Below are 12,754 nucleotides of genomic sequence, written 5' to 3' on the forward strand. Positions count from 1 at the left end.
TGGCAAGGCATTGGGGCCCAGCGCTCAAAGGTTTAGAGTTCACAAGAGAAAGGTCAACGATCATCGTGACCCACGAACTGCTTACGATCGGGCGCATCAGCGTTGATATCTACCCGAACGACATCGGAGTGGACCTTGAGGACGTAACGTCCTTTGGGAAATACCTTGGAGGTTCGCCCTCCAACGTAGCCGTCGCCGCGGCGCGTCACGGCCGACGCGCGGGCGTCATCACCCGTACCGGCGATGACGCCTTCGGAAACTACCTGCACCGGGAACTGCACAAGTTCAATGTGGACGATTCTTTCGTCTCCGCGGTCAAGGAATACCCCACGGCGGTGACCTTCTGCGCGATCAAACCGGCCACGGACGAATTCCCACTCCACTTTTACGGCCGTTTTCCCTCGGCACCGGACCTGCAGATCAAGGCTGCAGAGCTGGACCTGGCGGCCATCCGTGACGCTGGCATTTTCTGGTCCACCGTCACCGGCCTGTGCCAGGAACCCAGCCGCGAAGCCCACATCAAAGCCCATCAGGCCCGGCCCCGTGCCGGACTGAAGCAAGGTCAGTTCACCATCTTGGATCTGGACTACCGTCCCATGTTCTGGGCCTCCGAAGCCGAAGCCCGCACCGAAGTTGCCAAGGTCCTCCCTCACGTCACTGTTGCCATTGGAAACGATAAGGAATGTGCAGTTGCCGTAGGTGAGGGCACCCCTGACGAGCAGGCGGACCGCCTACTGGATGCCGGCGTCGAAATTGCCGTCGTGAAGCTTGGCGCGGAAGGCGTGATGGCCAAAACCCGCACCGAGCGCGTGGTCTCCGCCCCTGTCCCGGTGGAAACCGTCAATGGCCTGGGTGCCGGCGACTCCTTTGGCGGCGCCTTCTGTCACGGGCTGCTGTCCGGTTGGCCGCTGTCCGAGGTCCTGGACTACGCGAACGCCTCCGGTGCGATCGTCGCCTCACGCCTCTCCTGCGCTGATGCCATGCCGACGCCGGACGAGGTCACCTCGCTGCTCACTGAACGAGGCCGCCCCATCCCCGGTGCGGCTTCGGCAGCTGCCACAGTCGGAGCCTCCACCCTTGCAGAAGGAGCAGTTCGTTGAGCGCCAACGATGACCCCCGCCGTTACGAGCATTTGAGCCGTATCAGGTTGGAGGACCCCGAGGCCGTGGCCCGCGCTGCAGCCACCCGCCGCCGTCACCCCGGCCTGAAACACAACACGCAGAACTTCATCGTCGCTGCAGACCATCCTGCCCGCGGCGCCCTCGCCGTTGGTCCACAGCCCATGGCCATGGCGGATCGCAGGGACCTCCTGGACCGTCTGCAGATTGCCTTGGCGAACCCTGCCGTTGATGGCATCCTCGCCTCGCCGGACATCATGGACGACCTCCTGTTGCTGGGGGCCTTGGAAGGCAAACTCGTCTTCGGTTCCATGAACCGTGGTGGACTGGCCGGCCTGGTCAACGAGTTCGATGACCGTTTCACCGGCCATACTGCCGCTGCGCTGGAAGCGCTCGGTGCCGATGGCGGCAAAATGCTCACACGCATCTGCCTCGGTGACCCGGACACTGTGGCCACTCTTGAAGCCACGGCGAAAGCCATCGATTCGCTGGCCGAGCGCAAGCTCATCGCTATGGTTGAGCCGTTCCTCTCTGTCCGTGATGCGCACGGAAAGGTCCGCAACGACCTCCGTGCAGATGCCGTGATCAAGTCTGTGGGTATTGCCGAAGGCCTTGGTTCCACTAGCGCCTATACCTGGATGAAGCTCCCGGTGGTGGCTGAGATGGAACGCGTCATGGCGTCCACCACCATGCCCACTGTGTTGTTGGGTGGTGACCCTGACGGAAGTCAGGACGAGGTGTTCGCCAGCTGGCAGGCAGCTCTGGCATTGCCAGGCGTCCGCGGCCTCACGGTGGGCAGGACGTTGCTTTACCCGCACGACGGCGATGTGGCGGGTGCCGTTGCGACTGCGGCCTCGCTGCTGAACAACACTGCGCCCGTGGCCGCCGCTGCGGACAAGCGCACCTTGGTAGACCGTATTCCAGTGAAAGTATCGGAGTAGCTAGTAATGGGTACAGCAACCCGTCGGATGACCGTGGCCCAGGCTGTGGTCGAGTTCCTTTCCAAGCAGTACACGGTGGATTCCATTAATGGTGTGGAGTACCGTGAGCGGCTGATTCCGGGCACGTTCGGCATCTTCGGACACGGCAACGTGGCCGGCGTGGGCCAGGCGTTGAAGCAGTACCAGGCCGCGGACCCCACGATCATGCCGTACTACCAGGGCCGCAATGAGCAGGCCCAGGTCCACCAGGCTGTGGGCTACGCACGCCACACCCGCCGCCGCCAGACGTTCGCCATCAGCACTTCCATTGGCCCGGGTTCCTCGAACCTGCTGACCGGCGCCGCGTTGGCCACCACCAACCGTTTGCCTGTACTCCTGCTGCCCAGTGACACGTTCGCCACGCGCGCCGCTGATCCCGTACTGCAGCAGCTGGAGCTCCCGTACGCGTATGACATCACGGTCAACGATGCCTTCCGTCCGCTGTCCAAGTTCTTCGACCGGGTCTCCCGCCCGGAACAGCTCTTCTCAGCGTTCCACCACGGACTCCGCGTTCTCACGGACCCCGCGGAGACCGGCGCGGTCACGATTTCGCTGCCGCAAGATGTCCAGGCCGAGGCTTTCGACGTTCCCGAAGAGTTCCTGGCCGAGCGGGAGTGGCGGATCCGCCGTCCCGAGGTTGAGGATGACGACATCCGCCGCGCCGTGGAGGCCATCCGCGCCGCTAAACGCCCGCTGATCATCGCCGGCGGCGGAGTCCTTTACGCCTACGCCAATGATGAACTCGCCACATTTGCTGAGCTGACGGGCATCCCGGTGGGCAACACGCAGGCCGGCGTGGGCGTCCTGCCGTGGGACCACCAGCACTCGCTCGGTGCCATCGGTTCAACGGGCACGACGGCGGCCAACGCCATCGCTGCCGAAGCGGACCTCATCATTGGCATCGGGACCCGCTACGAGGACTTCACCACCGCTTCCCGGACCGCGTTCCAGAACCCGGACGTGAAGTTCGTGAACATCAACGTCGCACCGATCGACGCCTACAAGCACGGGACCACGTTGCCGATCGTCGCCGATGCCCGCAAGGCCTTGGTGAAGCTCAACCAAGCACTGAGTGGGTACCGGGTGGGTGCCGATCTCGAAGAGAAGGTCGCAGCGGAGAAGAAGCGCTGGAACGCAACCGTGGACGAAGCTTTCGAGACACGCTACACGCCGCTGCCGGCCCAGAACGAGATCATCGGGGCCACCAACAAGGCCATGGATGACCAGGACGTTGTCATCTGCGCCGCCGGTTCCCTGCCCGGTGACCTGCACAAGATGTGGCGAGTCCGCGACCCCTTCGGCTACCACGTGGAATACGCCTACTCCTGCATGGGGTACGAAATTCCGGGAGGGCTGGGCGTGAAGCGCGCGGCACTGGCCGAAGCCGCTGCCGGTGGCCCGGACAGGGATGTGGTGGTCATGGTGGGGGACGGCTCCTACCTGATGATGCACACCGAACTGGTCACCGCCGTCGCCGAACGCATCAAGCTCATCGTGGTCCTCATCCAGAACCACGGCTACGCCTCCATCGGCTCTCTCTCCGAATCACTCGGTTCCCAGCGCTTCGGTACGCAGTACCGGGTCCTGGACAAGGAACAGCACAGCTTCGACGCCGGCGAGAACCTTCCCATCGACCTCGCCACCAACGCAGAATCCCTGGGAGCCAAGGTCATCCGGATCGAACCTGGTGAGAACGTCATTGAGGCCCTCGGCGCCGCCATCAAGGAAGCCAAAGCGGCCCCGGAAACAGGCCCCATCGTCATCCACGTTGAGTCCGATCCTTTGCTGGATGCCCCGAGCTCCGAGTCCTGGTGGGATGTTCCCGTCTCGCAGGTCTCAGACCTCGAATCCACCCAGCAGGCCTACAAGACGTATACAGACCACAAGAACCGCCAGCGTAAGCTGCTCGGCTAGTCACAGCCCCGCCCTAAAAGCCACAGACCACAAGGAAGTCCGCACATGTCGACGACGACCACACTGACCACCATCCACCACTTCATCAACGGCGCTGAAACCACCGGCGAAGGCGACCGCACCCAGCCCGTCTACAATCCGGCCACCGGACAGGTTTCCGCGGAGCTGCGTCTGGCCAACGAAGCCGATCTGAACACCACGGTGGCTGCCGCGAAGAAGGCCGCGGAGTCCTGGGGCGATATTTCCCTTGCCAAGCGCACCGCGGTGTTGTTCAAGTTCCGTGAACTCGTCGCCGCACATGTCGATGACTTGGCCGAGCTGATCACCGCTGAGCACGGCAAGGTCCTCTCCGACGCTAAGGGCGAGATCGGCCGCGGCCTGGAAGTCATCGAGTTCGCCTGTGGCATCCCGCAGCTGCTCAAGGGCGACTACTCGGACCAGGTCTCCACGGGCATCGATGTTTTCTCCTTCCGCGAGCCGCTGGGTGTGGTTGCAGGCATTACCCCGTTCAATTTCCCGGTCATGGTGCCGTTGTGGATGGCGCCGATGGCCATCGCTACCGGTAACGCGTTCATCCTCAAGCCCTCCGAGCGTGATCCGTCCGCCCCGATGCTGCTCGCCAAGCTCTGGAAGCAGGCCGGCCTGCCCGATGGCGTGTTCCAGGTCCTGCACGGCGGCAAAGAAACCGTCGACGGCCTGCTGACCCACCCGGACGTGGACGGCATCTCGTTTGTCGGCTCCACCCCGATCGCGCAGTACGTCCACGAGACAGCTACCAAGCACGGCAAGCGCGTGCAGGCCCTGGGCGGGGCGAAGAACCACGCCATCGTGATGCCCGACGCTGACCTGGACAACGCTGCCGATCACCTCGCCGCCGCCGCGTTCGGTTCCGCCGGTGAGCGTTGCATGGCGATCTCCGTCGCCGTTGCTGTGGGTGACGCAGCGGACCTGATCGTGAAAAAGGTCCAGGAACGCGCCTTGGCCATCAAGGTGAGCAACGGCACCGAACCCGACGCCGACATGGGCCCGGTCATCACCCCGGCCTCCAAAGAACGCATCGTCAAGATCGTCACCGAAGCCGAAACCGCCGGCGCCGCGATGGTGGTGGACGGCCGGGACTTGGTGGTCCCGGGCCACGAAGACGGCTTCTGGGTGGGCCCCACGGTGATCGATCACGTCAAGACCGAAATGACCGCGTACACCGAGGAAATCTTCGGACCCGTCCTGGTAGTGGTCCGCGTGGCCGACCTCGAAGAGGGCATCAAGCTTATTAACTCCAACCCGTACGGCAACGGCACCGCGATCTTCACCTCCTCGGGAGCGAACGCTCGTAAGTTCCAGCGCTCGGTGACCGTGGGCATGGTGGGCATCAACGTGCCGCTGCCCGTCCCGGTGGCCTACCACTCCTTCGGCGGGTGGAAGAACTCCCTCTTCGGCGACAAACACATCTACGGCCCCGAAGGCGTCTCCTTCTACACCCGAGGCAAAGTCATCACCTCCCGCTGGCCCGAACCCACCCATGCCTCCGGCGCCTCCTACAACTTCCCCTCCAACTAGATCCCCGCCGCCACAAAGGAAGACAAAGCCGTCATGACTGATGTCGAGAACAAGCTGATCATCGGCACCGCCCCCGACTCCTGGGGTGTTTGGTTTGCCGATGATCCCCAGCAAACACCGTGGGAGCGTTTCCTGGATGAGGTTGCCGAATCCGGTTACAAGTGGATTGAACTGGGTCCGTACGGCTACCTGCCAAACGACCCAACGCGCTTGGCAGAGGAGCTCAAGCAGCGCGACCTCAAGGTCACCGCAGGAACGGTCTTCACTGCTTTCCACCGTGGCGCGAAGCAATACGACGAAGCATGGGAGCCGGCCCGTAAGGTTGCTGAACTGACGGCAGCCATGGGCGGCGAACACATTGTGGTCATTCCCGCGATGTGGCGCGATGACGTTACCGGCGAAGCCGTGGAGAGCGGTGAACTTACCGACGAGCAGTGGGCTGACTTGTTCGCCGGCCACAACCGCATGGGCAAGGTGCTGCTGGAGGACTTTGGATTGAACCAGCAGTTCCACTCGCACGCTGACTCGCACGTCGGTGCGCAGAAGGACATCGAAACCCTGCTGGCAGCGACGGATCCGCAATACTTGAACCTGTGCCTGGACACCGGGCACGCTGAATACTGTGGTGCATCCAGCCTGGAACTCATCAAGAACTACCCGGACCGCATCGGCTACCTGCACCTCAAGCAGATCAACCCCGAGGTCCTTGCCGAGGTCAACGAGAAGAACATGACCTGGGCAGCTGCCAACCTGGCAGGCGTCATGACCGAACCGCCCAACGGCCTTCCGGACCTGCGCGCGGTGATCGAAGCGGTGGAAGGGCTCAACCGGCCGATTTTCGGCATCGTTGAACAGGACATGTACCCGGTAGCGTTCGATGTACCGATGCCCATCGCTAAACGAACCCGCAACTACCTGCTCTCCTGCGGCTCCCGTACGCGCATTCAGTAGTAACGCGGTCCACTAACGGCTGCCAGCAGCACCCCAGAAAAACCTCACGAAGGACAGATACAGTGACACAGAATCTCCGCGTTGCCGTCATCGGCGCGGGCCGCATGGGTGCGGACCACATCAAGCGTCTCAGCACGCGCATCCACGGCGCTGAAGTAGCCGCCGTCGTCGACGTTGACCTGGCCCGCGCGCAAGCCGCAATTGAAGGCATCGACGGTGCCGTTGCTCTTGCCAGTGCCGACGAAGCGCTCAACAACGGTGACGTGAACGCCGTCTTGATCGCCACCCCGGGCTTCCTCCACGAGGAAATCCTCTATAAGGCACTGAAGAAGGACTTCCCGATTCTTTGCGAGAAGCCGCTGACGCCGGATGCCGAGAGCGCTTGGAAAGTGGTCCAGGCTGAGCAGGCTTTGGGCCACAAGCGCATTCAGGTGGGGTTCATGCGCCGCTTCGATGCCGAGTACTCGGCCTTGGGCGCCATCATCCGCAACAGCGAATTGGGGGAGCTTTTGATGCTTCACCACCAGCACCGCAACCCGAGCACGCCCGAGGGCTTCACCAACGAGATGCTGATCAACGACTCCGTTGTCCACGAGTTCGATGCCATCCGCTACTTCACCGGTGAAGAAATCACCTCAGTCCAGGTCCGCCTGGGCAAGCCCACCCGCACTGCGCCCAGCGGCCAGCATGACCCCCAGCACGTTTTGCTGGAAACCGAATCCGGTGTGCTGGCCGACGTCGAAATCTACGTCAACGCCAAGTTCGGATACCAGGTGGCCACGCAGGCGTCCTTCGAGGATGGCATTGTGAGCATTGGCGGGGACAACGGCCCGTACGTCCAGTCAGCGGGCAAATGGGGCGGCAACGTCACCCCCGGTTTTGAAGAGCGTTTTGGAGCGGCGTACGACGTCGAGGTGCAGGCTTGGGTGGACGCCGCCCTTCGCAGTGAAATCGGCGGTCCCACTGCCTGGGACGGTTACGCCACAGCAGCCTGCTGCGAGGCAGGCGTCGAGGCCCAGAAGTCCGGCGAGAAGGTCAAGGTCCAGCTGAACACCAAGCCGGATCTCTACAAGTAGGGGATAGCCACCATGAAAATTGCACTGGATCCCACGCCATTCCATCACAGCCACACACTCCTGGAATTCCCGAGGGTGGCGGCAGATCTTGGCTACAAGTACCTGCAGATGACCCCCCATGCGGACCTCATCCCGTTCTTCAACCACCCCAAGGCCGATGACGAACTCGTCGGGAAACTTAAGGCAGCCTGTAAGGACGCCGGCGTCGAAATAGCCTCGGTCCTACCCGTCCTGCGCTGGTCGGGTCCGGACGAGGACGCCCGGGAAGCTGCAGTCCGTTACTGGAAGCGCGCCATCCAGATTGCAGTAGACCTCGGCGTCCAGACGATGAACACGGAGTTCAGCGGCCGTCCGGAGAAGGCCGAGGAGTCCGAGCGGGCGTTCTACCGCTCCATGGAGGAGCTGCTCCCGATCATCGAACGCGAGGGTCTGGACGTCCTGATTGATCCGCACCCGGACGACTTCGTGGAGGACGGCCTGGCCGCGATCCGCGTCATCAGGGGCGTCAACTCGCCGAACATCGGCATGGTCTACGTCGCTTCGCACAGCTTCCACATGGGCAACAAGCCGTTGGAGATCATGCGGGCCGCGGGGGACAAGCTCCGTCTGGTGCATGTTTCGGACACCATGAACCACCACGCCTCCCACGGCCTTCGCTACATCACCAACCCTCCCGGCAACGCCGTCCGCGTCCACCAGCACCTGAAAATCGGCGACGGCGACGTGAACTGGGACGAGTTCTTTGGCGGTTTGAAGGAGATCGGCTTCCTGGACAAGGAGAACACCGTAATGGTCTCTTCGGTATTCGCCGAGGATGAGAACGCGGAGGATGTTTCCCGCTACCAGCTCAAGACGATGGTCGACTACGTCGCCCGCACAAAGTAAGGCGGTAGGGAGAATCAGGACTTCTACCAGCCGGCTTGAAACTCTTCCAGCAGTATCCGGGAAGACCAGCAAGCCGGAGAACCCCAAGAAATTCCTCCGCAAAGTGGCCTTGTTCTCGACCTTCGGCGGGCTGCTTTTCGGCTACGACACCGGCGTGATCAACGGCGCCCTTCCCTTCATGCAGAAAGACCTTGGACTGACACCGTTGACCGAAGGACTGGTCACCTCCACCCTGCTTTTCGGCGCAGCATTCGGTGCCATCAGTGCGGGACGGTTATCTGACCGTTTCGGACGGCGCAAGACGATCATGGGCCTGGCCTTGATCTTCGCCTTTGCCACCGTGGGTTGTTCCCTGGCGCCCAGCACGGAGCTCCTGGTCCTTGCCCGCACAGTCCTGGGTCTCGCCGTTGGCGGTGCCTCGGTGATTGTTCCTGTATATCTGGCCGAGATGTCCCCGGCCGCCCAGCGGGGCAGGATCGTCACCCAGAACGAGCTGATGATCGTGACCGGCCAGTTTCTGGCCTTTACCTTCAACGCGGTACTGGGAAATCTCTTCCCGGAAGAGATGCACGTGTGGCGCTGGATGCTGGTGATCGCCACGCTTCCTGCCGTGATCCTGTGGTTCGGCATGCTCGTCCTGCCGGAAAGCCCACGCTGGCTCGCATCAGCCGGTCGGTTCGGCGAAGTCCTTGAAGTGCTCCGCTCCACGCGGAGTGCAGGGGACGTGGGGGCCGAATTCGACGAAGTGCGCCAGGCGGCCAGGGAGGACTATCAGTCCAAGCTCGGGACGTTCAAGGACCTCACGGTGCCGTGGATACGCAGGATCTTTGTAGTCGGTCTTGGCATGGCCATCATCAACCAGATCAGCGGCGTTAACGCCATCATGTATTACGGGACCACTATTTTGTCCTCCTCCGGTTTCGGGGACCAAGGGGCCCTGATTGCCAACGTCCTCAACGGCATGACGTCTGTGGCAGCCGTCATCGTCGGCATGTACTTGATGACGCGGGTGCGCCGGAAACCCATGCTCATTGTCGGTTTGATTGGGACGGCGTCATCACTGACGGCCATTGCGCTCATTTCCCTTGCCCTGCCGGAAAGTACGCTGCGTGGCTACCTGGTGTTGCTGTTCATGGTGACGTTCCTTGCTTCCATGCAGGGATGTATTGGAACGGTGACGTGGCTGACCATGTCCGAGATCTTCCCCATGCACGTCAGGGGCATTGGCATGGGTATCTGCGTTTTTGTGTTGTGGATGATCAACTTCCTGATCGGCTTTTTCTTCCCGCAGTTGGTCTCGCTCATGGGGGTCTCGGCAACATTCTTCATCTTCGTTGCGCTGCAGTTGTGCGCCATAGTGTGGGTCAAGCGCACGGTGCCGGAGACCAAAGGCAAATCACTTGAGGAACTGGAGCACCTTTTCAAAGAGAAGGCTGGAGTAACCGGCTGACTCAGCAGAACTGTTTTCCTGCCCATAACCACGCAGAAAACGCCCGACGCCGGCAGGCTTCGGGCGTTTTCTGCGCCATGGAACAGGGACTCTTGAGAGCGCAACCACAACCTTTTTCCAGCGCGCTGCGTCGGGCCGCGTCCAGGACGTCAAGGGTTTGGATCCCTTCTGTTGCCGGCACTGGTTCGGGGCCTTCGTCACGGACAGCCTTGGCGAACTCTGTGTAGAAGCCGGTGTAGTTTCCTTATTCGGACGGGACAAGCTCTCGGACGGGACAAGCTCACGCCCGCCCCTGCGGGGGAGCGTTCCCCAATTCTCCCGGGCGTCGATGCCCCACGTTCCGGGCTCCGTTGCCGGCCTGCGCCCCTGGATCAGAGCATCAGCTTGAACGTCGGAACCCGAAGCAACGTAGGTGATGGTGACGGCATCCACACCGGCGGCAAGGAGCAGGCTCAGGCTGCCGTATGTAGGCAGCCTGCGGAAAGTCGGAGTGCAAAAAGAGTCGGAGTACAAAAAGATGGGGACGGCGCCTGAGCGCTGTCCCCATCCGGGCCCGGTGTTTAGTTACAAAGGTTCCGGGCCATTTGGCCTCAGGCCGTTGGGTTCAATGATGCTGCGAGTGCCGCATCGGCATCCAGCAGGACCTGGGCTGCCACCTGCAGCCCTTCAATGCGGCCCAAGGAAACGTCCTCGTGCTCGATGTTGACCAGCATGTCCGGGTCCACCTCATGCAAAGCCCGCAGGAACTCCGTCCAGAAGGCAGTGTCGTGGCCGCGGCCGAGGGCCACAAAGTCCCACGCGGAGTTCTTGGGCCATTCGTTGGCCCACTCGTCCCCGCCAAGGTTTGTCCGATTCTCATCCGGCGAGAGCCGGCGGAAGCTGTTGTCCAGCACCCCGTAGAGAGCCGCGTTCTCTGTATTCACACGAACATCCTTGGCGGCCGCCTGAAATACCAGGGGACCGAGCTCCCGGACCACGGCAACCGGATCCATCTGCTGCCAGAACAAGTGAGAAGCATCCAGTTCCACCCCAACATGCGTGGCGCCGGTGAGCTCAATGAGCTTGTGGACATCAGCGGTATTGAACACGATGTTCTGCGGGTGCAGCTCCAACGCCACCTTGACGCCGTGATCGGCAGCGAGCCGGTCAGTTTCCCTCCAGAAATCCGCGGCAATGCCCCACTGGTAATCAAGGACGTCCAGTGCCGCTGAGTTCCAGGCGTTGACCACCCAGTTGACAGTGGTGGCCCCTGGTTCACCCCCGGGCAGCCCTGACATAGTGACTACCCGCTTCTGTCCCAGTCGATGTGCCAGCCGGATGGAGCGCCGGATGTCTTCGGCATGCTTCTGGCCGATTTCACGTTTCGGGTGCAGGGGATTGCCATTGCAGTTCAGCCCGGCGATGGAAACGCCGGTGCCTTCGAAAATCGCCAGATAGTCGTCGCGGGCGGCGTCGCTTTCCAGAATCTGGTCCATGGTGGGTACGTGGACGGCGGGGAGGAAACCACCGGTATTAATCTCGATACCGGTCAATCCAAGATCAGCAATGACCTTCAGGGCATCGGGGAGCGGGCGGTCGTGCAGGATCGCGTTGTAGACGCCGAGTTTCATAGCGTGATTCTCTTCCCGTTGTTGAGGGCTGACTCAGTGACGGCCCCGAGCAGTTCCATATTGCGTACGCCCTCGTCGAAGGTGGCGCAGCGCGGCAGTGAAGCACTTTCGCTGAGGCCTGCAACTTCCTCGAGGAACGCCCGGGCTTGATAGCCGAAGGCGTCGTTCTGGCCGAAGCCGACTTCGGGAGCGTCCATGGCAAGGCCCCCGGCAATGTACGGGTGTCCCGGGCCGAGGATGACCTGACGGTAACCGTTCTCGTTGCCTGAGCCATCGTTGAGGAACAGCTGGATTTCCGAGGGGCGGCGCTGGTCGAATTTGGCCGCACCCTTTTCGCAGAAGACCTCGAACTGGAGGCTGTTGGCATGTCCCGCCGCTACGCGTGAGACCTCGAAGCTGCCGGCACCGTTTGCGAATTCCGCGTTGAATGCAGCGTAGTCGTCGTTCTCGACGGCTTCGAAAGTGTCGCTGACAGCCACATGGTCGTGACCCATGACGGCGCTGAGCGGCAGTGGTCGCTTGCTGATCGCTGTGGTGAGCCGCCCACCGCTGATTGACCTTATGTCACCGCAGAGGAATTCGGAGACATAGGTCAGATGGCTTCCGACGTCGGCCAGGGCACCGGAGCCGGGGCCGCCTTTGTAGCGCCAGCTCATGGGAGCCTCGGGGCTGAAGCCGTAGTCGGTCCAGTAACGGCCGCTGAAGTGCAGGACATTTCCGAGAGTGCCGTTCTGGATGAGTTCACGGATGTAGGCAATGCCCGGGGTGCGGCGGAAGGTGAAGCCGATGCGTGCGATGGAGCTGGCGTTGCGTGCTGCTTCGGCCATGGCGTGGGCGTCTTCCAGCGAATCGCTCAACGGCTTCTCGCACAACACGTGCTTGCCGGCGGCCAGAAGCCCCTCCACCACTTCGCGGTGCAGTGAGTTTGCGATGACCACGCTCACAACATCAATATCATCGGCTTCTGCGATGGCCTGCCATGAGGTGTCATTCCGCTCGTAACCGAAGCGGCGGGCTGCCAGCGAGCCGAATTCGGCGTTCACGTCACCAATGGAGACCAGCCGGATCTGAGGGAGCACCGGGCTGTAGAGGGTAGATGCTGTCCGGTAGGCCGCTGCATGGGCCTTTCCGGCCATACCTGCGCCGATGACAGCGACGCCAAGGCTTTCAGCCATGATTTCTCCTTTGAAATACTGCCGCGGCGGGGACACTC

Annotated in this window: 10 protein-coding genes; 8 read left to right on the forward strand and 2 right to left on the reverse strand. The window is 62.1% G+C overall.

Annotation, left to right across the window (positions count from 1 at the left end; genetic code table 11):
* Nucleotides 1–65 precede the first annotated feature (65 nt).
* The 8 genes from iolC (at nucleotide 66) to MOD31_RS03515 (ending at nucleotide 9,931) form a co-directional block, all read left to right on the forward strand.
* On the forward strand, nucleotides 66–1,100 hold the full coding sequence (gene iolC / locus MOD31_RS03480) for a 5-dehydro-2-deoxygluconokinase (RefSeq protein ID WP_250819858.1): 1,035 nt from the start codon (nucleotides 66–68) through the stop codon (nucleotides 1,098–1,100).
* Entirely contained in the window at nucleotides 1,097–2,059 is a 963-nt protein-coding gene (locus MOD31_RS03485) for a deoxyribose-phosphate aldolase (RefSeq protein WP_250819859.1), read from the forward strand. The genes iolC and MOD31_RS03485 overlap by 4 nt, the downstream gene beginning before the upstream one ends.
* Before the next feature lie 6 nt (nucleotides 2,060–2,065).
* Nucleotides 2,066–4,012, forward strand: coding sequence for a 3D-(3,5/4)-trihydroxycyclohexane-1,2-dione acylhydrolase (decyclizing) (gene iolD, locus MOD31_RS03490; RefSeq protein WP_250819860.1), 1,947 nt, complete (start codon nucleotides 2,066–2,068; stop codon nucleotides 4,010–4,012).
* A 45-nt stretch (nucleotides 4,013–4,057) separates the two neighbouring features.
* Entirely contained in the window at nucleotides 4,058–5,569 is a 1,512-nt protein-coding gene (locus tag MOD31_RS03495) for a CoA-acylating methylmalonate-semialdehyde dehydrogenase (protein ID WP_142939335.1), read from the forward strand.
* A 33-nt stretch (nucleotides 5,570–5,602) separates the two neighbouring features.
* Nucleotides 5,603–6,520 (forward strand): sugar phosphate isomerase/epimerase, encoded by a 918-nt coding sequence (locus MOD31_RS03500; protein WP_142939334.1) that lies wholly within the window; start codon nucleotides 5,603–5,605, stop codon nucleotides 6,518–6,520.
* 62 nt (nucleotides 6,521–6,582) lie between these two features.
* Entirely contained in the window at nucleotides 6,583–7,596 is a 1,014-nt protein-coding gene (locus MOD31_RS03505) for a Gfo/Idh/MocA family protein (RefSeq protein ID WP_142939333.1), read from the forward strand.
* 12 nt (nucleotides 7,597–7,608) lie between these two features.
* Nucleotides 7,609–8,481 (forward strand): sugar phosphate isomerase/epimerase family protein, encoded by an 873-nt coding sequence (locus tag MOD31_RS03510; RefSeq protein WP_142939332.1) that lies wholly within the window; start codon nucleotides 7,609–7,611, stop codon nucleotides 8,479–8,481.
* Nucleotides 8,426–9,931: a sugar porter family MFS transporter gene (locus MOD31_RS03515; RefSeq protein ID WP_374206966.1), complete on the forward strand. Its 1,506-nt coding sequence runs from the start codon at nucleotides 8,426–8,428 to the stop codon at nucleotides 9,929–9,931. Before MOD31_RS03510 ends, MOD31_RS03515 begins: the two co-directional genes overlap by 56 nt.
* A gap of 590 nt (nucleotides 9,932–10,521) precedes the next feature.
* On the opposite strand, the gene MOD31_RS03520 is transcribed toward MOD31_RS03515, so the two are convergent.
* Both MOD31_RS03520 and MOD31_RS03525 read right to left on the reverse strand, forming a co-directional pair.
* The gene (locus tag MOD31_RS03520) at nucleotides 10,522–11,541 is read right to left on the reverse strand and encodes a sugar phosphate isomerase/epimerase (protein ID WP_250819862.1); all 1,020 of its coding nucleotides are present in this window, start codon (nucleotides 11,539–11,541) and stop codon (nucleotides 10,522–10,524) included.
* Nucleotides 11,538–12,716, reverse strand: coding sequence for a Gfo/Idh/MocA family protein (locus MOD31_RS03525; RefSeq protein ID WP_250819863.1), 1,179 nt, complete (start codon nucleotides 12,714–12,716; stop codon nucleotides 11,538–11,540). The genes MOD31_RS03520 and MOD31_RS03525 overlap by 4 nt, the downstream gene beginning before the upstream one ends.
* Nucleotides 12,717–12,754: the final 38 nt, after the last annotated feature.

The organism is Paenarthrobacter sp. TYUT067, from assembly GCF_023656375.1.
Lineage (GTDB): Bacteria > Actinomycetota > Actinomycetes > Actinomycetales > Micrococcaceae > Arthrobacter.